General features: G+C 36.6%; 17 protein-coding genes. 11 read left to right on the plus strand and 6 right to left on the minus strand.

Annotated elements, in window-relative coordinates:
* Positions 1-63 precede the first annotated feature (63 nt).
* Positions 64-1,080: a S66 peptidase family protein gene (locus tag ACFSQS_RS12590; protein WP_388019428.1), complete on the plus strand. Its 1,017-nt coding sequence runs from the start codon at positions 64-66 to the stop codon at positions 1,078-1,080.
* A 380-nt stretch (positions 1,081-1,460) separates the two neighbouring features.
* Positions 1,461-1,844 (plus strand): GreA/GreB family elongation factor, encoded by a 384-nt coding sequence (locus tag ACFSQS_RS12595; RefSeq protein WP_388019431.1) that lies wholly within the window; start codon positions 1,461-1,463, stop codon positions 1,842-1,844.
* A gap of 237 nt (positions 1,845-2,081) precedes the next feature.
* On the opposite strand, the gene ACFSQS_RS12600 is transcribed toward ACFSQS_RS12595, so the two are convergent.
* A complete protein-coding gene (locus ACFSQS_RS12600; protein ID WP_388019434.1) occupies positions 2,082-2,840 on the minus strand; it encodes a TerB family tellurite resistance protein in 759 nt (252 codons plus the stop codon).
* 396 nt (positions 2,841-3,236) lie between these two features.
* Between ACFSQS_RS12600 and ACFSQS_RS12605 the strand changes: the two genes are divergently transcribed.
* Both ACFSQS_RS12605 and dcm read left to right on the plus strand, forming a co-directional pair.
* Entirely contained in the window at positions 3,237-3,512 is a 276-nt protein-coding gene (locus ACFSQS_RS12605) for a DUF6471 domain-containing protein (protein WP_388019437.1), read from the plus strand.
* Between the two features lie 4 nt (positions 3,513-3,516).
* On the plus strand, positions 3,517-4,857 hold the full coding sequence (gene dcm, locus ACFSQS_RS12610) for a DNA (cytosine-5-)-methyltransferase (RefSeq protein WP_388019440.1): 1,341 nt from the start codon (positions 3,517-3,519) through the stop codon (positions 4,855-4,857).
* Here dcm and ACFSQS_RS12615 read toward each other — a convergent pair.
* From ACFSQS_RS12615 to ACFSQS_RS12625, 3 genes are all read right to left on the minus strand, one after another.
* The gene (locus ACFSQS_RS12615; protein ID WP_388019443.1) at positions 4,824-5,513 is read right to left on the minus strand and encodes an NgoBV family restriction endonuclease; all 690 of its coding nucleotides are present in this window, start codon (positions 5,511-5,513) and stop codon (positions 4,824-4,826) included. The two genes, dcm and ACFSQS_RS12615, sit on opposite strands and share 34 nt — an antisense overlap.
* Before the next feature lie 207 nt (positions 5,514-5,720).
* Positions 5,721-11,291, minus strand: coding sequence for an alpha-2-macroglobulin family protein (locus tag ACFSQS_RS12620; protein WP_388019446.1), 5,571 nt, complete (start codon positions 11,289-11,291; stop codon positions 5,721-5,723).
* Positions 11,292-11,547: 256 nt separating this feature from the next.
* A complete protein-coding gene (locus tag ACFSQS_RS12625; protein ID WP_388019449.1) occupies positions 11,548-12,597 on the minus strand; it encodes an isoaspartyl peptidase/L-asparaginase family protein in 1,050 nt (349 codons plus the stop codon).
* Positions 12,598-12,719: 122 nt separating this feature from the next.
* Here ACFSQS_RS12625 and amaB point away from each other — a divergent pair, with 122 nt between their 5' ends.
* The 3 genes from amaB to ACFSQS_RS12640 all read left to right on the plus strand — a co-directional run bounded on the left by amaB (position 12,720) and on the right by ACFSQS_RS12640 (position 16,983).
* Positions 12,720-14,273, plus strand: a complete 1,554-nt coding sequence (gene amaB, locus ACFSQS_RS12630) for an L-piperidine-6-carboxylate dehydrogenase (RefSeq protein WP_388019452.1) — start codon at positions 12,720-12,722, stop codon at positions 14,271-14,273.
* Positions 14,274-14,397: 124 nt separating this feature from the next.
* Entirely contained in the window at positions 14,398-15,789 is a 1,392-nt protein-coding gene (locus ACFSQS_RS12635; protein ID WP_388019454.1) for a DUF1800 domain-containing protein, read from the plus strand.
* 3 nt (positions 15,790-15,792) lie between these two features.
* The gene (locus ACFSQS_RS12640; protein WP_388019457.1) at positions 15,793-16,983 is read left to right on the plus strand and encodes a DUF1501 domain-containing protein; all 1,191 of its coding nucleotides are present in this window, start codon (positions 15,793-15,795) and stop codon (positions 16,981-16,983) included.
* 150 nt (positions 16,984-17,133) lie between these two features.
* On the opposite strand, the gene ACFSQS_RS12645 is transcribed toward ACFSQS_RS12640, so the two are convergent.
* Positions 17,134-18,267: an ATP-binding protein gene (locus ACFSQS_RS12645; RefSeq protein WP_388019459.1), complete on the minus strand. Its 1,134-nt coding sequence runs from the start codon at positions 18,265-18,267 to the stop codon at positions 17,134-17,136.
* A 42-nt stretch (positions 18,268-18,309) separates the two neighbouring features.
* Positions 18,310-19,062, minus strand: a complete 753-nt coding sequence (locus ACFSQS_RS12650) for an SDR family NAD(P)-dependent oxidoreductase (protein ID WP_388019462.1) — start codon at positions 19,060-19,062, stop codon at positions 18,310-18,312.
* Positions 19,063-19,298: 236 nt separating this feature from the next.
* Here ACFSQS_RS12650 and ACFSQS_RS12655 point away from each other — a divergent pair, with 236 nt between their 5' ends.
* The 4 genes from ACFSQS_RS12655 (at position 19,299) to ACFSQS_RS12670 (ending at position 24,021) form a co-directional block, all read left to right on the plus strand.
* Positions 19,299-20,300 (plus strand): AAA family ATPase, encoded by a 1,002-nt coding sequence (locus ACFSQS_RS12655; RefSeq protein WP_388019465.1) that lies wholly within the window; start codon positions 19,299-19,301, stop codon positions 20,298-20,300.
* A 133-nt stretch (positions 20,301-20,433) separates the two neighbouring features.
* Entirely contained in the window at positions 20,434-21,300 is an 867-nt protein-coding gene (locus ACFSQS_RS12660; protein WP_388019468.1) for a DUF58 domain-containing protein, read from the plus strand.
* 79 nt (positions 21,301-21,379) lie between these two features.
* The gene (locus ACFSQS_RS12665; protein WP_388019471.1) at positions 21,380-23,017 is read left to right on the plus strand and encodes a hypothetical protein; all 1,638 of its coding nucleotides are present in this window, start codon (positions 21,380-21,382) and stop codon (positions 23,015-23,017) included.
* Entirely contained in the window at positions 23,017-24,021 is a 1,005-nt protein-coding gene (locus ACFSQS_RS12670; RefSeq protein WP_388019474.1) for a vWA domain-containing protein, read from the plus strand. The genes ACFSQS_RS12665 and ACFSQS_RS12670 overlap by 1 nt, the downstream gene beginning before the upstream one ends.
* Positions 24,022-24,160: the final 139 nt, after the last annotated feature.

The raw sequence follows: 24,160 nt of genomic DNA on the forward strand, positions 1-24,160 counted from the left end.
ATTTTGAAGCCGTAAAAGTACACATTTTGACACCTATTTAGAAAAAAAATGTAAATTTACATTATGACAAAAAATATTTTAATTCTCGTTTTAAGTTGTACACTTTTTTTCTTTGGAAAAGAAACCGTTTATGCACAAGGTAAACCATTAAACAAAACAAATAAATTAATACAACCTCCGTATTTAAAAGCGGGAGACACGGTAGCAATTGTTGCGCCTTCTGGCATTTTAAAAAATAAATTCAAGGAAATAGAAGCAACTAGGGCATTGCTTAAAAGCTGGGGCTTGCATACCGTGGTTGGAAAACATGTTTTCAATCAAAACAATCATTTTGCTGGAACCGATAACGAGCGTTGTGAAGATTTCCAAAACGCCCTGGACAACCCAACAATAAGTGCCATTATGTGTGCCCGTGGTGGTTACGGAACGGTTAGGATTCTTGATAAATTAGATTATACCAAATTTAGAAAACACCCCAAATGGCTCATTGGTTATTCTGATATTACGGCACTGCACAATCAGTTTCACAACAAAGGTTTTGAAAGCCTGCACGCCATGATGTGCACCAGTATGATAGACGATTTAGAAGCTATTAAAGAAACCATTTCAACCTTTAAAGATGCTGTTTTCGGTAAGCCTTTAAGCTACACCCTTGAAGGTTCTGAGTATAATAAATCGGGTACAAGTTCGGGGCAGTTGGTTGGTGGCAACTTAACTTTGTTGCACACTATGTTAGGTTCTGAAACCAGTATTGATGTATCGGGAAAAATACTGTTTATTGAAGAAGTTGGAGAGCACAAATACCATATAGACCGCATGTTACAAAGCTTAAAACGCGCTGGATATTTCGATGATTGCAAAGGCGTGATAGTTGGCGATATAAACAAAGTGCGAAAAAACACAACACCTTGGGGAAGCCCTATGGAACAACTTATTCTAGATGCTTTGGCAGATTACGATTTCCCGATTGCCTTTAATATGCCCGCCGGACACGAAGACGATAATAGGGCTTTGATTTTGGGACGAACGATTACATTGAACGTTGCCAAAGATGAAAGTACGGTTGTTTTTGAGGAGTAAGAATACTTAAATACCTAAAAAACAAGGGGTTTTGCAAATGTGGTAATTAAAGATTATATTTGCATTTATTCGTTAGGCAACATGGCAACAAGTTATATTTTATTTAAACAAGCAAGTTTTTTTGAGGTATATCTATCAATACCTTACTTGCACGACGATATTTTTTTAAAACACTCCAAAGAGTTTATTCTATAAACCCTGTCCAGACTCAAGGCAGGGGCTTTTTTTATAGTTTTATAGAATACAATACAGTCTAAATTTTCTTTATTTTCAAGTTGCATTTATTGTTAAACAGCTGCATGTTTTATGTTGTGTTTAATGGTTTGGGTCGTTGGTAAAAGCATCAAATGGAAATAAGAACGTTATAAAAAAATATTATTATGTCAGATCAAGTTATTTTAACAACCGGAATTTACGATATGATTAAAGATCATGTAAGAAGAAAAAAAGTAACCCAACAAGAAGAAGCGCTATTGCTTGAAGAATTAAGAGGGGCTAAACAGGTGCGTAGAAGAGAATTACCAAACGACGTTGTAACGGTAAACCGTAGGGTAAAAATTATGGACCACACGGCAAATAAAGAAGAAGAATACATTTTCGTTTCTACCGATAAAAAGAATAACAAAAAGCGTAAATCTTCAATTTTAAGCGATATTGCCGTAGCTACAGTGGGCCGAAAAGTTGGCGATATTATTACTTGGCCTTTTAGAAATGGTGAAAAAAAGATCGAGATTTTACAGGTTGAAGCATTTCACCAAGCTTAAGCAAAAGTTATTGTAAATATTTTAAGAAAACCTTGGATTTATAAATTCAAGGTTTTTTTGTTTTAATAAAAATTTCTTGAAACTAACCAACCTCGAGACAGAGTCATAGAGGTATTTCGCTCGTATCATTTTGATCTTAGAATCAAAAATCGAAATTTGTTATTTAGATTTCTGATTTCTCGGGAATGATAATTTCAACAGAAACCCCGAGGCAGAGCCTCAAGGAATTCTTTTCGATTAAAACCCACGTTCTTTTTGTAACTGTTCGTAAGCCATTTGTACTTGCCTGAATTTTTCTTCGGCACCTTTTTGGTGTTCTTCACCTAAGTGGATCACTTTATCTGGGTGGTATTTTTTTGCCATTTTACGGTAGGCTTTTTTAATAGCATCGTTGGTAGCACTTTTATCAATTTCAAGAATTTTATACGCGTTGTCGCTACTGTTGTAAAACATGGCTTTAATGCTCTCGTAATCGCGAGAACTAATCCCTAAATAGCCTGCAATGGTATATATTTGATTAACTTCCTTTTGGGTTACAAAACCATCGGCTTTGGCAATACCAAACAAAAAATGGATAAGCTGTAAACGCGAGGGGTGATCCATCATTTGTTTAATTTGCAAACACACTGGCCGTACCGAAATATTTTGCTTGCTTATGTTTTTAAATAATTTAAAGGCATTATTTGCTCGTTCTTTGCCGTACATGTTCAAGAATTGCTGGCGTACAAAATCCAGTTCGCGCTGGTCTTGCTTGCCATCTGCTTTTATAACCACCGAGGCTAATACGAGTAAGCTCACTTCAAAATCGCCAGATTGTGTTTGTGGGCGTTGTCTGGGTTGGGTTCTGTAGGTGGTTCTGCTTTGTCTGTTTTGTGTGCTGGTATTGTTGCTGGTCATGGCATCAACAATACTACCTAAAGCTAACCCTATTATGGCACCAATGGGTCCGCCAAACGACCAACCCAAAGAAGCTCCTATCCATTTTGAAAAACTCATCTAATTTATTCTTCTTTTTAAAAATCCAAATATACTATTGTTAGTTTGATTTTTTATGGTTTTGTTACATGGCTGTGTTTTATTTCTTTTCAAAAAAGAATGCTCCCTATGCTTGGTGCAATCCTAACGTATTTGTTTGCTAGCTAATTTTAAAATTGAAAGTTGTTTTTATTTTTGCAGAGGTTTGTTTAACGGCTCCGGCTATGAGTAGTTGGGGATTTTATGCCATAACTTTTCGGTTAATAACTTGACTTTAAAGATAAAAAACTAACTTTGATTAAGCACCAAAACGGCTATTATTTATGCCTGCTGTTACCAAAGCATTTTTGTTTTTGCCTTTTTATTTGCATATTTACAAATAATTATACAAATTTGCAATAAATCAAATCCGCAATTATGTCAGATTGGAATGATAAAGTCAAACGCTTGTTGAAGTCAGAATTGGTTCGTAGAGGAATTTCAAATTCAGACTTGGCAAGTATGCTGGAACAAATCGGAATTGAAGAAACAAAATCAAGTATCGATAGTAAAATCAGTCGAGGTACTTTTAGTGCATCTTTCTTTTTGCAATGTTTGACTGTAATTGGTTGTGAAAAAATAGAAATTGAAGAATACGAAAATCAATTATCAATTGCTGCTGAACCAGAAGCAGATTATAACCAAAAAAAATAACAAAATGCCGAAAGTTAAATTTATAGATTTGTTTGCAGGACTTGGTGGGATAAGGTTGGGTTTTGAAAAGTCTTTTACAGAATTAGGTTTTGAAACGGAATGTGTAATGACATCTGAAATTAAACCTTATGCAGTCCAAACATTATCAACCAATTTTAATCACGATTATTTTGTTGGCGATATTTTTAAGGTTGAAAACGAACAAATTCCTGATTTTGATTTTTTATTGGGTGGTTTTCCTTGTCAAGCATTTAGTGCTGCTGGAAATCGTCACGGATTTGCTGAAACGAGAGGAACATTGTTTTTTGAAATTGAAAGAATTTTAAGAGATAAAAATCCCTATGGATTTATATTGGAAAATGTTGAAGGACTTGTTAAGCACGATTTAGAAAACAAAAACGATAAAATAGGAAGAACATTATCTACCATTCTATACAAGTTAAAGGATGAATTAGGGTATAATGTTACTTGGAAAGTATTAGATTCCATTGACTTTGGTTTACCTCAATCACGTAAACGAATTTTTATTGTAGGCACAAAAGATGAAACCGCGAAATTGAATTTTAGTACAAAACAATTTAAACCTCTAAAAACTATTTTAGAAAAAGGTTTAGAAACAATTAAGTCCGATTTCACAGAAAAGCTGTTCAAACATTTTGAAATGGAAGATTTATATGGGAAGTCCATTAAAGATAAAAGAGGTGGTGATAACAATATTCACAGTTGGGATATTGGAATTAAGGGCGAAGTTTCTGATGAACAGATTAATTTATTGAATAAACTTTTTAAAGAAAGACGAAAAAAGCATTGGGCAGAAAAAATTGGCATTGATTGGATGGATGGAATGGCTTTGACTTTAAAACAAATCTCAACATTTCATAAAAGTGATAATCTCAAAGTTTTATTAGATGATTTGGTTAAAAAAGGATATTTAAGATTTGAACATCCAAAAAAATTAGTTCGTGAGGAAACTGAAAATGGTGAAAAGAAATATCGTGTCTTTGATGAAACAAAACCTAAAGGCTACAATATCGTAACTGGAAAATTGAGTTTTGAAATTAATAAAATATTGAATCCTGACGATATTGCACCAACGCTTGTTGCTACTGACGTTTCACGTTTGGCGGTTCCAGACAATGGGGGTTTACGAAGATTAACAATAAGAGAAGGGTTACGGTTATTTGGTTATCCCGAATGGTATGAAATTCCGGTAAAAGAAACAGAGGCTTTTGATTTATTAGGAAATACAGTTGCTGTTCCTGTAGTTGAACACGTTGCAAGTCAAGTTGCCCAAATTTTCAAAGCAAATTATCAAGTTAAAGATTTACCAGTTGAAGCAGTATAGCCTTTTTGGATTTTGTCCATAAATAGTGCAGTTGCTTTGTCGTGTCTTGTTTTTCCGTATTTGTATTGGTTTTCTTGAAAAGCATTTAAAAACTCCAAAGCAGAATTGAAAGGCTTGAATTTAGTTCTGTCGTTATTGTACCATTTAATTGGTCTAATATTAACTAAATCGCCTTGTTTCACTTGACATTTTAATGGCCAGTCGCCACTTGGTCCAGTTATTTCCCAAATTTTTTTTAACCAAACATCAGCTATCTCAATTGCTCCATCTACCATTTTATATCCAAAAATCAAATAATCAGAGTCAAGTCTATATGGAAAATCAATGATTGAACGTCTATAAGCCATAAAATTGGCTACATCAAAATTTGCTGCTTTATCATAGTCAAAAGATTTTACTTCAACCAATCCTTTTTCTGGGTCGTCAACATCTAAATTAAGGTCTGGAAAGTCTTGCGCGTTTGGTTTTAATCTATATTCAACATTATTCTTTTCTAACCAAGCAGCCAACCATTCTTGAATTAGGTTTCCAACAGTATCTTTAGCTTTTACAGTTATTGTGAGATCTTTGAGCGTAAATTTTATATTCCCTTTTTCGCCTATTATTTTGTATTCTTTGGTCAGTTTTTTATATAACTGTTCAGGTGTTAATTTCATTCAGATTTGTTGATTTACTTAAATTCCAAATATAGTTAAATTTATGTCGATAGCACGATTATCAATATGTTGGGTAATGGCACGCAGATATGAGCAGTTTTAACGACTTATATCCGATGTTAACCTAAGTTACATTTTTTTCTGACAAAGTTAAGCAATATACTAAACTGCCATAAACAGAGATTCTATTACTTGCTCAGGAATTTACTATCTCTCAACCACAACCCATTGCCCTTTCGTTCTTACCAAATACTCGTTATCGTACATCGCTTCCGCTTGAATACCAGGTAAATAATAGGTACCTAAATAGGCTGCATTCAGTATCAGGTTAAAGGTTTTTGTACTGTGTTTTCCTTTTTCGGGCAAATCGAAATAAAAGTTTACGCGGTCGTCTCTAATATCTGTATATCGCGCTTGGCTTGTCGTGCTACTTCCAAAAGCGGTAAATCTGGTATTCACAATTTCCCATCCCGATGGGAAAATTTGGGTTAAAGCCACATCGTTAACCAGTTCGTTTTTTAAATTACTAACACGTACTGTGGCCACAAAATCCTGCCCTTGTTTTAACTTAGACACGTCAATGGTATTGCCTTTTAAATCTTTGTAGGCATACGATACACTTAAACCACGTTGTTCGGCAAGCTCGTGCCCAAGCGGTAATTTCCCCGAATTTAAAACACGCACATAAACCACATTGTCCTTTTGGTTTGTAAAAGAAAGGTTATTTAAACCATCGTTTACTTGCAACTCGCGTTGTGCAATGGCACTTTTGGTGTCGATATTTTCTGTTTTACCATTAATGGTGTAATTTATATTTAAGGCTTTTCCGCCGTTGGCGTTTACCATTTTTGCCATCGCCAATAAACTATAGGCTGTGGTTTGCGTGCTCATCCATCGGTTGCTTGATAAGCTTTTAGCGATGTATTCTGCCAATTCGCGTTGCTTTGGGTTTTTGGTAAGCACCATGGTTTCTAAGGCCATAGCTCGATTTCTGTCTCTCGAACCATAGGTGTAATAATTATGTTTAACGGGTTTAAACTCGATATTTGCCGATTGCGAAATGTTATCACTCGCTTCTTTTTGTCCCGCTAAAGCATAGGCCGCCGCGAGTCGCCATTTGGCTTCGTTAGATATTTCGGTGAATTCGCGCAGTCTGTTCATACTTGCCAAATCCGGACTTCCAGCCAAAGCCAAGGTATATAATCGGTAAGCTTGTGCTAAATCGGAATTATAAGTTCGGTAAGTTGGTCGCCATTGGCTCGCCGCTTGTTTTTGATAAGCAATCCAATTGCTTTTAAAGGTTAGCGGTAAAGCAAATCCTTTCTTTTCAGCCTCAATCATAAAATGACCCGCGTAACTGGTGCTCCAATCGTTTACAATGTTTTCACCCATCCAATAACTCATGCCGCCATTTGGTTTTTGAAAATGTGCCATTCGTTTAATGCCGTTTTCAATATTGGTTTGAATCTCTTGCTTTTTCTGATGTGTTAAATCGAAAATATCGGTTAAAAATAACTGCGGAAACACACTCGATGTGGTTTGCTCTAAGCATCCATGCGGATATTGAATGAGGAATTGCAACCTGCGCGAAAAATCCATTGGCGGTAATGTTGAAAACTCTAAAGTAGCAGAGTTTGTCCCATCAACACCAAAGGTTGAAAAGGTTAAGGTTTCAGTTGCATTCGCAGCTAAAGTTTTATCAATATGTTTTGATGTCATTGGATTTGGATTTACAACATCTAATTCTACTTTATAAGTTGATTTTTCGTCGTTTCCGGTGGCAATAACTTCAACGGTATTTATGCCTTTTGCTTTGCTAACGTCAAGTTGAAAATAGGTCATTTGCTCATCGGGTTTTGCGAAGCTTAAGGTTTTTGAATTCTTACCAATTACTGAAATGCCATCACTAAGTTTCAAACTAACAGCAACGTTTTTCACTTTGGGTTCCATAGCAAAAACGGTAACCGGAAGCGTTACTTTTTCACCCGGGCTTAATTTCCGCGGAAGCGTTGCCAAAACCATTAAAGGTTTTTTAACCTCAACGGATTTATCGGTGCTTCCGTAAGCCTGGTTTTTATTATCGCCAGCAACAACCATGGTACGCACTGCGCCAATGTAATTTGGCAGTGTTAGGGTATGCGATTTTTTCTCGCCGGCTTTTAAATGAAAAGGTCCTAAATAAGTAACCACAGGTTTAAAACGGTTTGCTTTTTTGTTTTTGCCGCCAGCTGTATAACCATCGCCACCAATAGCAAATACTTGGTCGATACTACCAGAATACGCACCAATAACATCATCAAAAACATCCCAGGTTTTTACACCCAAGGCTTCGCGTTTGTAAAATTCGTCCCAAGCATTTGGGGTTTTAAAACGTGTTAAATCGAGCAAACCTTCTTCAACCATGGCAATCGTATAAGTCATGGATTTGTTGTTTTTTTCTGAAATATTTACTTGAAATGTTTCTTTTGGGCGCAGCACGTTGGGCATTTTTAACTGCGGTTCCAGTTTGGTGTTTGGGTCTTCAACCATAATTGGAATAACGCCGAATAAACGAATAGGTAAATCGTTTGCCGAAATAGCATGCGGTTGCAAAAGTGAGATATTTACAAATACATTGGGTGCCATTTCTGGAGTTATTGGCACATTAACCGTAGTTTCGCCTTGCTGTGTTTTTACCCATTTGTAATCCAAAACCTCGGTACCATTTTCAATACTCACCAAAGCACGCCCTTCGCTACCCGATTGAAAGGTGATTTTTGCCGTTTCGCCAACATTGTATGTTTCTTTATCGGCAGAAAATATGAGCATTTTAGCCGCTTCTTTATCGCCGGAGCTGGAATTGCTCCACCAGTTTTTGTAGAAATACGCGGTTCGTCCTGTGGCATGACCGCTTATTGGGTCGATAATCCTGATGAGGTAACGCCCACGATCGCTATCCGGAATATTGATGTTTAAGGTGCTTTTTCCGTTGGCATCGGTATTTATTTTAGAGCTCAAATACGGTTTGTGATAACTGCTGGATACGTAACTTGACAGGTTATCGTAAGAGGAGTTCCACCACCAACGCCATTCAATTTTATAAACTTTTACTTCGAGGTTGTCGCGTTTTATGGGCTTGCCAAAAGCATCGACCACCACAACATCGAAGGTTTGGTTTTCATCTGTAAAAAACGAACCATAGGCATTTCCTTCGGGGGAACGTAAACCGACAAACGACTTATAAGGCGCGTAGGGTTTTGTAAAGGCATCCATCGAGAAATCGCCACCGTTTTCGAAAGCACGCACTAAAAATTGGGCGTTTAACATGCCCGGGGCATTTTTACCAACATTTAATTTGCTGTTAATTTTTGCTAAACCATCGGTATCAACGCTACCTTCAAAAACATTGATTTCCTCGGTACTGAATTTACGCGTGGGGTCGTTGAAAACGTAATTTTTATAGTTTTTAAAACTGGTGAGAGTTGGCGTAAACTTCGCCTTAATTTCAGCTTTAAGATTTTTTCCGGGTGCACCGTGGAGCCATTTTACATCTAAAGTTCCTTTTAATGGGGCATCATTGGTTAGAACTTCATTATCGAAATCTACCTTGATTTTTAATCGGTTTGGTTTAACGGTTTCAACCTTTAATCCTTTGTAAAATGTGGCGCCACCAACCGAAACTTTGGCGTTGTAATTCCCTGTTTTATCTTCTTGAGCCGTTGGAACGGTAAATTTGTAAAAGTTATTGAGATTATTGTTGGTTACGTATTTATAAACCAATTTCCCGTTGGGATTTGTAATTTCCATTTTAACCGGATGCCCTTTGGGAAGTTTGTTATCGGTATCGTTTAGCATAAAGGTTAAATGCAAGCTGTCTCCCGGTCGCCAAACCCCGCGCTCGCCATAAATGTAGCCTTTAAGGCCACGTTGCAGTCGGTTTCCGGAAACATCAAACTTGCTTAACGACAGCGAATTGCCATCGTGCAGTTTTACGTAGGTGGTGTTTTGTCCTTTGGAAACAATGGCGAAATTTGCATGTTTCTCGGAGTCGATGGTAATTAAACCTTGTTCGTCGGTATTTCTACTGGCGATTTCCTGTTGCTGAAAATTGTATAACGTAATTTTCGCATTGGCCTCAGGATTAGTGTTTAAAATATTGGTTACCGCAAAATAATACGAGTTGTTCGAGCCCCGTTTTGCAATAACACCCAAGTTTGAAGCGAGCAAATTTTGAGATACTATTTTGCGCTCGTTGTAATAGGCATCGTGACATGGGTTTTGTTCCTCACGCCAATTGTACGCGTAGTTTTTGTAGCGGTACGCGAGATTGTCCCAATAGGCTTCCTCTTTTAAGTCTTCTTCTTCGGAAGATATTTCGTTAAAATCATCTTGATAATAATCTTCTTCGTAATAGTCGTTGTATTCATCTTCTTCGGTATTTGTTATTTTTGAATTTGCCTCGCAATCGTATAACGAATAGTTTCTGTTGAAACTCAATTCCACACGATAAATAGCGCCGGCATCGGCCTTAAAAAACTTTGATAAATCGATGCTGTACGCTTTCCATTTTCCGGTGTTTTCAGCCGGGTTTTGCAATTTAATGGTTTGTTTTGCAATGCGGCGACCAACCTTTTTTATATCGTATTTATTATTGCTATTTAGGTTGTTGTCTTGTAGAAATTGTAGCACATTGTCTTCAAAAATTTTAATTACCCTAACATCAACAGCACTTAAATTAACGGCTTCAAAATTGAATTTTAAGGCTTCGGAATTTGGTAAAATGGTGCCGTTACTAATTAATCGTATTTGGGGTTTTAAATCTTCAAAAGCAATAATTTCTGAAAAAGGATTTTTTAGTTTAAAGTCGCTGGTGTTTTTAATGCCTTGGAAAACATCCACTTGAATATTGCCCACCAATTTGCTGTCTGGATACACTTTTAGCACATTGCCATCAACGATATATTTCGGGTTTTTAATTTTTTGAATAGAAACCAAACCATCAAAATTTTGTTGTTTTTTAAGCGGATCGGAAAAGTTGATGGATAGGTGTTGTTCGGGTGATTGAATCACGTTCACATCTACAATCGTAAAATTATTTATTCCCGGAATCGTTAGCGAGTTTTCACCTTTGTTTGAAGCGTTTATAGTTTTACCGCTCCATTTTATATCAATTTTGCTGTCTTCAATTTGTCGATTTATACTATCAATTTTAAACTCGAAATGTTTAGAATTTTTATGGGCTTCATTAAAAACAAGATTCAGTTTTTTGCCATTTTGAGAAGCTTCAACTATGGTTTTTGCATCGTTAATCGATATAACATCGGCAGATTTTATAACGCCCTCAAGGTATTGCCAATTTTTGCTATACGATTGCAAATGGTTGGTAACCACGTTAAAATTGGGCGTAATGGTTTTAAACTGAAATGTATAATCCTTAAAACCATCGGGCATATTTTTATAAATATCGCCGAGTTTTACCGTTACGGTATATTCTGTTGCCGGCTCTAAATGTTCATCGGGCGTAAAAAGCAAAGTGTGTTTGTTTGCAACTGTTAATTTGCCCTCAATATGCGGTTTTATGCTAACGGTTTTATTGGTAATTTCCGTGCCCGTTTCCCAATCATCAACCTCGTTTGCTAAATTAATTAGAATTGGGCTCGCTACCGATGTGATGCCCGACGTGGTGTAACTTATGTAATCTCTAAATTTGAAAAGATTATCGGTTTCTACTACTTTCTTTTTACAGGATGCGGCTAACGCAAGAATCAATACGCAAGCAAAAAGCTTTTTAAATGACATAGATTGATGGATTTTAAATGAACAAAATAACTAAAAAAAGAAAGCGTAGGGAGTTTCATTTGTAGATCCCTAATGATTTTATCTATCAAATGTAACATCGAAATAGCTTTTGTAGGATAAAGATATTTTTCACATACGATGTTTCTCGTTAATAAAGTTACGTTCAAATTTTGGTGTTTAGGCTTTTTGGGGTTGTTAAATTGCTCTTAAAATTTATATCTAGCAAGCGTAAAAAGATCATGGTTATGTATTTATATTAATTAGAATAAATCCCAATAACCAATTCCCCTTTATCATTCATTATAGCTCGATACATCCCAGCAGTGTTGAATTCGGCTACCATATTTCCGTTTTTGTCAATGGCAACAATACCGCCAGTGCCACCAAGATTGGTTAGTTTATTTTGAATAACTTCTTTTGAAGCGGCTTTAAGCGATAAGCCTTTGTATTCCATAAGCGCAGAAATATCATAAGCCACCATTCCCCTAATAAAATACTCGCCCCAACCCGTGCTCGATACGGCGCAGGTATTATTGTTGGCGTAAGTGCCAGCGCCAATTATGGGCGAATCGCCAATGCGCCCCCAGCGTTTATTAGTCATGCCGCCAGTTGAAGTTCCAGCGGCCAAATTCCCGTTTTTATCGAGTGCCGCACAACCTACCGTTCCAAATTTAGAATCTTTAATAGTTTCATCATAAAATGACACTTTAGTATCGTGATCCAGTTCTGTCTTTTCTTTGTCTTTTATATTTTGAAGAGATTTGAAACGCCTTTCAGTGTAAAAATAATTGGGGTCAACAATTTGTAAATTTTGTTCCTCGGCAAAAGCATCCGCCCCTTTTCCTGATAGCATCACATGAGGCGATTTATCCATTACGGCTCGTGCCAAATCAATGGGGTTTTTAACGGTTGTTGTTCCTGCCGATGCACCTGCATTCAAAGTTTTTCCATCCATTATCGAGGCATCGTGTTCGTTGGTTCCTTCATGTGTAAAAACAGCACCTTTCCCAGCGTTAAAAAGTGGCGAATCTTCCATAATGTTTATGGTTTTGGTTACGGCATCCAAACTGCTTCCGCCGTTTTTCAAAATATTATAACCCACGCGAATGGCTTCTTCTAATTTCTGTTTGTAAGCGCTTTCCATTTCTTCAGACATATTCTTTTTTAAAATCGTGCCCGCGCCACCGTGAATGATTATAGCAAATTCTTGTTTGGTAGCTTCGGTAGTTTCTTTGGTGTTCTTTTCAGCATTTTTACAAGTGCTAAAAACCAATAAAAAGCTTAATAAAATGGTGGTTTTTCTCATAACAAATAAATACGTAGAATGGCTTTTAAAGATAGCATATTAATATAAAATTGAGAAAGATAAATGCTATAAATTAGTATATTGGCATTTAAATCGAATAAAAGTATTAAAAATTATAATATATGAAAACAGTAACAACTGATTTCGGAATACAAGAAACTTTAAATCAATTGGGAGTAAAAGCCGTTAACGAAGGTACATCAACAGGTTTGAATTGCTTTGGTAAAGGAGAAATAATAGAATCCTATTCGCCAGTTGATGGTAAATTAATTGGAAAAGTTAAAGCAACTACCAGAGCAGATTACGAAAAAGTAATGGAAACTGCTACTAAAGCGTTTTTATCTTGGAGAAATATGCCAGCGCCTCAACGCGGAGAAATTGTGCGCCAATTTGGAAATAAATTAAGAGATTTAAAGGAACCTTTGGGGAAATTAGTGTCTTACGAAATGGGTAAATCTTTGCAAGAAGGCTACGGCGAAGTACAGGAAATGATTGATATTTGCGATTTTGCCGTTGGATTGTCCAGACAGTTAAACGGGCAAACCATCCCGTCTGAACGCCCTGGACATGTTATGCGCGAACAATGGCACCCTATTGGCGTGGTTGGTATCATATCGGCATTTAATTTCCCTGTTGCAGTTTGGGCGTGGAACACCGCTTTAGCTTGGATTTGTGGTGATGTTTGTGTGTGGAAAGCCTCTGAAAAAACACCGTTATGCGCTGTAGCGTGTCAAAATATTATCGCAGAAATTCTAAAAGAAAACAACTTGCCCGAAGGTGTTTCTTGTATTATTAATGGCAATTATAAAGTTGGTGAAATGATGACTAAAGACACAAGAGTTGCTTTAGTATCTGCCACAGGTTCTACAAGAATGGGACGCATTGTTGGCAAAACGGTTGCTGAACGTTTTGGGAAATCTTTATTGGAATTAGGCGGAAACAATGCTATAATAATCACACCGTCGGCCGATTTAAAAGTGGTGGTTCCCGGTGCTGTATTTGGTGCTGTGGGGACTTGTGGACAGCGCTGTACATCAACACGTCGTTTAATTATTCACGACTCGGTTTATAATAAAGTTAGAGACGCCATTGTTGGTGCTTACAAACAATTAACCATAGGTAATCCGTTAGATGAAAACAACCATATTGGGCCACTTATCGATAAAGATGCCGTAAAAACCTATTTGGCGGCTATTGAAAAAGCAAAAGCTGAAGGCGGAAACGTATTGGTTAATGGTGGTGTTTTAAGTGGCGAAGGTTACCAAAGTGGTTGCTACGTAAAACCTGCCATTATTGAAGCCGAAAACCATTTTGAAATCGTACAGCACGAAACCTTTGCGCCCATTTTATATTTAATGAAATACTCTGGTGAGGTTGAAAATGCCATTGAAAAACAAAACAGTGTTGCCCAAGGTTTATCTTCATCCATTATGACTAATGAACTGAAAGAAGCAGAGAAATTCTTGTCGTATGCAGGTTCAGACTGTGGGATTGCCAATGTAAATATTGGGACTTCGGGTGCCGAAATTGGTGGTGCTTTTGGTGGCGAGAAAGAAACCGGTGGCGGGCGAGAGTCTGGAAGCGATGCTTGGAAAGTGTATATGAGACGCCAAACAAACACTATTAATTATTCTGATGAGTTGCCTTTAGCTCAAGGAATTAAGTTTGATTTATAGACTTTAAATCAATAATAAATTTTAAAAACCGTTTCAAATAGAAACGGTTTTTTTGTACTTTACTTTTTTAAGATTAAACCTGTTTGATAATATTCAGTCAAAAAAGTGTAATAAAGAAAACAGAATGAAACGCAAACACATTCAGCATTTATATTGGCGCATAGGTTTTGGAGTGCTTCCAAGTCAGCTTGAAAAGCTATCAAAAATAAACAAGAAAGAATTAATCAATGGCCTTTTTGTAGCTTCAAAAAACGTAACACCGCTTGAAGTTGATACTTCCGAAATAAAAGAAATTTTTAGAAGCAGTTTAATGAGTGCCAATAAACTAGACCCCGAAACACGCCGTAAAATCAGGAAAATAAGTCGTAAAAAACAAATAGAACTTAATATTGCTTGGATTGATAGGCTTACTTATTCGTCTGAAATCTTAAGAGAGAAAATGACGCTTTTCTGGGCTAATCATTTTGTATGCGAAGACAACAGCATCACTTATATTCAACAATTTAAAAACACACTCAGAGAACACGCGCTAGGTAATTTTAAGGATTTTGTGAATGCGGTTTCAAAAGAAGCAGCTATGACAAAATATTTAAACACAAAGCAAAACAAAAAGCAAAAACCTAACGAAAATTTTGCACGGGAGTTAATGGAATTGTTCACTTTAGGCGTTGGGCATTATACCGAAGCCGATATTAAAGAAAGTGCCAAAGCCTTTACTGGTTATAGCCATAATTTGCGTGGGGAATTTGTTTTTAGAAAACGCCATCATGATGAAAGTGATAAAACTTTTTTTGGTAAAACAGGAAACTTTTCGGGCGAAGATATTATTGATATAATTCTAGAAAACAAACAATGCGCCAAATATATCTGCGGAAAAATATATCGCTATTTTGTAAATGATAGTATAGATGAAAACCATGTAAACGCCATGGCAAACGTGTTTTATAAAGATTATGATATTGAAAACCTAATGCGTTACATGCTAATGTCAAATTGGTTTTATGATGAAAAAAACATAGGCACAAAAATAAAATCTCCCATTGAATTTTTAGTAGGAATGAAAACAACGGTGCCCACTACATTTAAAAACCCAAAGCAGTTATTGTACATTCAAAAATTGCTGGGGCAAACCCTGTTAAACCCACCAAATGTTGCGGGATGGAAAGGCGGCAGAAGCTGGATAGATAGCAATACCATTGTGTTGCGTTTAAAATTACCATCATTATTGTTAAATGACGCTTACATCTCTAAGGTAAAAGAAGGGCAAAAAGATGTTAATGCGGAAGCTAAAAAGGCGATGTTCAAGAAAAAATACGGGAAACGTTTTAAAACTGAAACCGATTGGAAGTATTTTAATAATCATTTTAAAACCGTTGCATTGAATGATTTGCAAAACCACCTTTTGGCATGCGAAATTAACAACAGTGCTAAAGCGTATTTAAGCGCTTTAGAAAAAGTATCGAAGCAAGAATACTGTGTGCAACTAATGTCGTTACCAGAATATCAAATGTGTTAAATTATGGACAGAAGAAAATTTTTAAAACATTCATCCTTAGCAAGTAGCTTATTTTTTGTGCCTAGTTTTGTTAGGGCATTCGAGGAAGTGGCAAGCAGCAAATTGGGGTATAAACGCTTAGTTATTATACAGCTTTCTGGTGGTAATGATGGTTTAAATACCGTAATCCCATTTAGAAACGATTTGTATTATAAAGCACGACCAACTATAGGTATTGCAAAAAGTAACATAATAAAACTTAATGATGAGGTTGGGCTACATTCCAGTTTAAAACCCTTAAAACGATTGTACGATAAAGGGTTTTTGTCAATCATAAATAATGTGGGCTATCCAAACCCGGTTAGGTCGCATTTTAGGTCTATGGATATTTGGCAAACGGCAACAGATTCTAATAAATATTCGCAAAGCGGATGGATTGGCAGGTATTTAGACCATTACGGAAAACAACCGCATAGCGCCATTGAGGTAAACGAAAGTTTATCGTTAGCCATGAAAGGCGAACGCATCAATGCCATTGCCACTCAAGATGCCAAATCGTTATATAAATTATCAAAAGATCCTTATTTTAAAAATATTCTTAAACACCAAAACGATGCGCATTTAAGCGAGCACAATTTAGGCTATTTGTACAAATCTATGATTGCTGCCGAATCGTCTGCTAAATATATTTTCGAAACCAGTAAAACCATTTCGAGCAAAAAAGAATACCCGAACAATACCTTTGGAAAGCAAATGAAAACCACGGCGCAGTTTATTAATTCGCATATAGAAACCAAAGTTTTTTACACCTCGTTAGGTGGTTTCGATACGCACGTTAATCAGTTAAATGCTCAAAAACGATTATTAGGAATTTATGCAAATAGCATTGAAGCCTTTGTACAAGATTTAAAAGATAACGATACATTTAAAGATACTTTAATTTTAACGTTTTCAGAATTTGGGCGTCGTGTTAAGCAAAACGCGAGCGTTGGCACCGACCACGGTACAGCAAACAATGTTTTTGTAATTGGCGAAAATTTAAAGAAACAAGGCTTTTACAACAATATGGCTAGCTTAAATGATTTAGACGATAATGGCGATTTAAAATTCGAAATAGATTTTAGAACCATTTACGCCACAGTATTAGATAAATGGCTTGAGGTAGATGATAAAAAAATACTTGATAATTCTTTTAATCGGCTAGGTTTTATTTAAAAGAAAAAACCTTGTCTCAAATTCCAGAAATGTACTGGCAGAAACAAGGTTTAAATCTATAAAAGATTAATAGCGCTGCAAAAATGCTTATAATTAATAGTTTATGCAATAAGCCAAAGTTAAATTAACAATAACTTTATCAACAAGTAATTAACTATATTTTACCTTTCTTAAAACCCGTAACGCCTCTTTGTAAAGGCTGTATAATTCTTCGCCATAATCTTTCAAATAAGGCTTTGCTTCGTTAAGTTTATCAATGGCTTCATGAAAAAGATTAAAGTAGCAAATTAAATAGGTTATGGGCAGGTTTTTTAAATCTTCCTCTTCGGTTTTTTCAATTGGCAAGCCTTTTTTTAATTTTTCTAAAATAGCATTATTAGCGTTGTAAATATGATGCAATACTTTTTTATCAAACTGGGGTGGTTCAAATAATAATTTGGTTTCAATATTATAACTGGCATTATCTTCAAAACTAATTGTGGTTTCTTCCAACGGATAATGGGTGTTGCTGTTTTGAAGCCCAAGGTTTACATACTCAATAATTTTAAAACTATAGGCATTAATAGCAATAGCGACCTGGTCCAGGGCCGAAAAAAACAAACGTACCTGTTCGTTAATCAGTTCAATATCAACTCTGGAGTAAAAGGTTTCGCCATCAATTATTTTTTTTTGCCCAGACCAGCACACCACAAAATATTCTTTAAAAACCTTGTATTGTGCATTGTAATCTTTACGGGTTTTCATAAAATGAAAAACAGCATCTAGCGTGTGTTCAATATTGTTTTGCGCGTGGTTTTCTATGGCCTCGACAATTTTAGAATTGATGTCTTTTATTTCAACCTCGAACACTTTGGGCATACTCATACTGCCATCTCTAAAAAACACCGAGCCACCGTAATATTTCCAAATGTTTTTGCGTAACGAAGTGATTTTTCCGGTGGGCCGAATGGTTACCAACCCCACAACTTTATGGTCGGGCAAATGCGGAAACGGAATGTTTTCGTACTGTACAATGGGCGGATGGGTTAAATAGGCATTGATGAGGTTCTGGATTTTACTATCGTCAAAAAAATCGACACCAACAATGTTATTGTCCTCGTCTTCTACACCAATTACAATGTACGAGTTGTTTTTTGGGTTACTGTTTGATAGCGCACAGATATGCTTTAAAAACTTTGCCTTTCCTTCTTTATGGCTAATATCAATTTTACGCTTTTTATCATAAAAACTGTTCTCATCGTTATGAGCCAAAAGGTGTTTTATTAGAAGACGTTTGTTAATCATAGCTGTCATTCCCGCGAAGGCGGGAATCTCATGGTTTAAATTCTAAAGTTCTTTTTTCACAATAGTTGAACTCGCTTGTGCTGTACAAAACATCAAAACATCAGCGATATTAACGTGCGGAGGTCTAGAAACTGCAAAATAAATAACTTCAGCAACGTCTTTTGCTTGTAAGGCTTTGTAGCCCGTGTACACATTGTCAGCTTGCTTGCCACCCTTAAATCGCACTTGCGAAAATTCGGTTTCAACCAAACCCGGATTTATAGCGCCTACTTTTATTCCAAACGGATTCAAATCAATACGCATCCCTTCTGTAATCGCTAAAACCGCATGTTTGCTGGCGCAATATACATTGCCTTTGGGATAAACCTCTTTGGCTGCCAACGAGCCTATGTTTATAATATGCCCCGATTGTCTTTCGGTCATTTGCGGAATTACGGCTTTGCTCACATAAAGCAATCCTTTAACGTTTATATCCATCATAGCATCCCAATCGTCTAAATTGCCAGTTTGTATAGGGTCTAATCCGTGGGCATTTCCTGCGTTGTTAATAAGAATATCGATGGTTTTAAAATCTTTTGGGAGAGAAGCAATGGCTTTTAACGTTTCACCTTTATCGCGAACATCAAAATTTAAAATATGCACATCGGTTAGTTTTTCTAAAGCTTGCTGAATTGTTTTTAAACGCTCCAATCGTCTTCCGCATAGCACCAAGCGAATACCGTGTTTTGCAAATTCGTAAGCTGTGGCTTCGCCAATGCCACTTGTGGCTCCGGTTATTAGGGCTGTTTTTGTCATTTTAAATAATGTGTTTTGCGTTTTTCATCTATAAAAATACTTAAATCTAACTTAAGTAGGCCTTGCTTGAAAAGTAACATTGGCTATAAACTAATCATAATTTTGTGTTAAACCTTATGGCTATTGCATTTCGTTTAATTTTTAACCAATTTTTAACAGCATTGCAATAAAAATTTTAACAATTTGCACTGCCCAAAATAAGAGTGGTATATTCGGGATAATTAATACTAAATACAATGGAAGAGACAGGTACAATTGATATTAAGACAATTAACGAGAAAATTGAAAAGGAAAGCGCTTTTGTTGATTTGCTGATGTTGGAGATGAACAAAGTTATCGTGGGCCAAAAGCACATGGTTGAACGTTTGCTAATTGGCCTTTTGGGGCAAGGGCATATTCTACTTGAAGGTGTTCCCGGTTTGGCAAAAACATTAGCCATTAACACACTCGCACAAGCGGTTGACGGCAGTTTTAGCAGAATACAATTTACGCCAGATTTATTGCCTGCCGATGTTACCGGAACCTTAATTTACAACATGAAGGTTAATGATTTTTCTATTAAAAAAGGCCCTATTTTTGCCAATTTTGTGTTGGCCGACGAGATTAACAGGGCACCAGCAAAAGTGCAATCGGCTTTACTGGAAGCCATGCAGGAAAAACAGGTAACAATTGGCGACGAAACTTTTGTTTTAGATAAACCATTCTTGGTAATGGCAACGCAAAACCCGGTGGAGCAAGAAGGAACGTATCCGTTGCCTGAGGCGCAGGTTGACCGTTTTATGCTAAAAACAGTTATAGATTACCCCAAATTAAACGAAGAGCAACTTATTATGCGTGCCAATTTAAAAGGCGCTTGGGATAAAGTAAATCCTGTAGTTTCTGTGGCACAAATATTAAAAGCCCAAGAGGTAGTTCGTGAGGTTTATATGGACGAGAAAATTGAAAAATACATACTCGATATCATTTTCGCAACGCGCTACCCAGAAAAATACAAACTTGCCGATTTAAAACCATTAATATCTTTTGGTGCATCGCCACGTGGTAGCATTAATTTGGCCACTGCGGCCAAATGCTTTGCCTTTATTAAGCGTCGAGGTTACGTTATCCCCGAAGATGTTCGTGCTGTAGTACACGATGTTTTAAGGCACAGAATTGGTATTACATACGAAGCCGAGGCCGAAAATGTAACTTCAGAAGACATCATCAACAAAATTGTAAACGAGATTGAGGTACCATAAAGCCCCCTAGCCCCCAGAAGGGGAACGCTCACTCAGACGTTATTTAGAGGGCTAAATACAACAATATGTTAAAAAAAAAAATCAAAATAAACATTTAACCGCAATCAATTCCCCCTTTGGGGGATAGGGGGCTATGGATACTAAAGAATTACTAAAAAAAGTACGAAAAATTGAGATTAAGACACGGCGCTTGTCTGATCATATTTTTGGGGGCGAATACCATTCCACCTTCAAAGGTCGTGGTATGACGTTTTCTGAAGTACGCCAGTATCAATTTGGAGACGATGTTCGAAATATCGATTGGAACGTAACCGCTCGCTATAACGAACCTTTTGTTAAGGTTTTTGAAGAAGAGCGCGAACTCACCATGATGCTTATGGTAGATGTTTCTGGCTCCGAATTATTCGGTACGCAACAGCAATTTAAAAACGAAATAGTTACCGAAATCGCTGCAACTTTAGCGTTTTCTGCCACTCAAAATAACGATAAAATAGGGCTCATTTTATTTTCAGATAAAGTAGAACTTTATATTCCGCCAAAAAAAGGGCGCTCGCACGTATTGCGCATTATTCGAGAGTTAATTGAGTTTAAGCCCGAAAGCAAACAAACCAATATTGCTGAAGCTTTAAAGTTTTTATCGAACGTAATGAAAAAGAAAGCCATTGTGTTTGTGCTCTCCGATTTTATTGCAGACGATTATAAACAAACCATGAAAATTGTTTCTGGTAAACACGATGTTACCGGCATTCGGGTTTACGATAAATGCGAAGAGGAAATTCCGAATTTGGGCATGGTGCAAATGCAAGATGAAGAAACCGGCGAGTTGATGCTGGTCAATACATCATCAAAAACCGTACGGCGTAATTACGGAAAGTTTTATCAGGAAAAAGTAGATTATTATACGGAAGCCTTTACAAAATCTGGAGCAGGAATAATAAATTGTCGGGTGGACCAAAGCTATGTTAAAAAACTGTTGGGTTATTTTAAAAGAAGAGGTTAATTTAAGTTAAAAGTTAAAAGTTAAAAGTTAAAAGTTAAAAGTGAGAAGTTTAAAGTTTAAAAATAAAGGTAATAATGAAATGAAGTCTTCGGTCATCGGTCTTCGGGCTTGCATCTTTTTTTCTTTGGCCTTTTTTCTATGCTCTTTTTTCGCTTTAAACGCCCAAGTTACCTCGGCCATAGATACAGCTTCGGTAAAAATCGGTGAGCAAATCACTTACCGTATCCAGGTGGAAACCGATAGCTCGAGCTTAGTGGTTTTCCCCGAAGGGCAAACCTTTTCGCCTTTAGAAATGATTGAATCCTACAAAGTCGATACTTTAAAAAACAACGATACATTCAATCTCATAAAAAAATACGCTTTAACACAATTCGATTCGGGCACGTACAGCATTCCGAGGCAAAAAATTATTATTGGCGATAAAACGGTTTTTACCGATTCTTTGCAAGTTGAAATAAAAAACGTTGCCATAGATACCACAAAACAAGGGCTTTACGACATTAAGCCCATTATAGAAGTAGATAAAAAAGGGAGCAATTGGTGGAAAAATTTATTAATAACACTATTGATAACCAGTATTATAGGGTTTTTAATCTATTGGTTTGTTTGGCGGAAAAAACCACTTACTGAAGAAGAGCAAATAGCATTATTGCCACCTTACGATAGAGCAAAATTAGCTTTAAAAAAATTAGATGAAAGTGAGTACCTGGAAAACCAGAACCTAAAGGATTACTATTCAGAACTTACATTCATCATCAGAAAATATCTTGACGAAAAGGTTTACGACCGTGCTTTGGAAAGTACCACGGACGAGCTAATTAGTAGGCTTAGGCTTCTTAAAGAAGGCAATCAAGTCGATATTAGTAAAGACGAGATCAATAACCTTGAAAGTATTTTAAAACGTGCCGATTTGGTAAAATTCGCAAAATCCGCACCAGATGTAGAATTGGCTAAATTAGACCGAAACACCATTGATGTTGAGATTGATAACGTTAAAGAAGCACTGCCCGAACCCACCGAAGAAGAAAAGCTGTTAGACGAAAAATATAAAGAAGAACAAGCCCGAAAAAAGAAACGTAAAAAAGTTATAATTACAATTGTTATTGGTGTGTTTTTACTCATGGCAACCTTTGTTGGTTTTGGCTTAAAATATGGTTTCAGCTATGTTAAAGATACTATTATAGGGCACCAAAGCAAGGAGCTTTTAGAGGGCGATTGGGTAAACAGCGCCTACGGTTTTCCGCCCGTAACCATTTCAACACCAAAGGTTTTAAAACGTGTTGACGTGCCTATTTCGGACGAAATGAAGCAAAACATGTCTATTTCGGCCTTTAGTTACGGCACGCTCTTAGATTTCTTTTCGGTAACCGTAAGCACAACCGTATTGAATTCTGCCAATGAAAACCAGATAGATTTAGAAAAAGCTTCAGAAAATAGCCTAAAAGGTTTTGAGACCAAAGGAGCCAAAGACATTTTGGTTTTAAGGGATAAGTTTACAACACCAAATGGGGCCGAAGGGTTAAAGACGCACGGAACCTTAAAAATACCAAGCCTCACTTCTGAAAAACTTCAGGAAGGGAAATATACCATGCTTCAGTTTGCATCAAAAAACGTGTTACAACAAATTATAATTACTAGTGCAAAAGACGATACCTATGCAGATACCATGGTAGAGCGCATTTTAAATTCAGTAGAACTTAAAGAAGCCGAAGAATAATGTTTGAAGGGATCCAATTTTTAAATAAAGAATTGTTTTGGTTATTGCTGCTCTTGCCATTGGCCGTGATTTGGTACGTGCTAAAACATAAAAAGCAAACGGCCGAATTAAAAATATCGAGCCTAAAAGGTTTTAAAATAACCAACTCGTGGTTGCCAAAATTAAAGCACGTATTGTTTGCTTTAAGGCTTTTAGCTTTAGCACTTTTAATAACAGCCATTGCAAGACCGCAAACTGTTGATGTATCTACCAGAACAAAAACCACACGAGGCATAGATATAGTTATGGCCATAGATGTATCGGCAAGTATGTTGGCCAAAGATTTATCGCCAAACCGATTGGACGCCTTAAAACAAGTAGCCGCAGAGTTTATTAAAGGCAGGCCAAACGACAGGATTGGTTTGGTGGAGTACGCTGGCGAAAGCTTTACAAAAACACCCATTACCAGCGACAAATCTATTGTGTTACGGTCTTTAAGAGAGATAAGATATAACACCATTATTGAAGGTGGCACCGCCATAGGCATGGGTTTGGCAACCGCGGTAAATAGGTTAAAGGACAGTAAAGCAACCAGTAAAGTTATAATTTTATTAACCGATGGCGTTAACAATTCCGGGTTTATAGACCCCAAAATAGCCAGCGAACTCGCTTTAGAATACGGTATAAAAACCTATACCATTGGTTTAGGAACCAACGGAATGGCATTGTCGCCAGTGGCTATTTTGCCAAACGGAAATTTTCAATACGGACGGGTACAAGTAGAGATAGATGAAGCACTACTAAAAGAAATAGCCCAGGCCACAGGCGGGAAATATTTTAGAGCAACAGACAATAAAAAACTGGAAGAAATATATAACGAAATAAACAAGCTTGAAAAAACAGAAATTGAAGAATTCAAATTTTATAATTACGAGGAAAAGTACCGTTCATTAGTGCTTTTAGCAGGATTGTTTTTGCTTTTAGAATTACTATTGCGCTTTACCTTTTTTAGAAGTTTTATATAAGATGAGTTTTTTTCATTTCCGCGAAAGCGGAAATCTCATAAACCAAGCTAAATAATAATATATAGAAGAAGGATAAATAGAATATATTAAGTCACACTGAGCTTGTCGAAGTGTTTTAAAAAATATAGGAAATTGTAAT

The sequence above is a fragment of the Gelatiniphilus marinus genome (genome assembly GCF_042684345.1).
Classification (GTDB): domain Bacteria; phylum Bacteroidota; class Bacteroidia; order Flavobacteriales; family Flavobacteriaceae; genus Gelatiniphilus; species Gelatiniphilus marinus.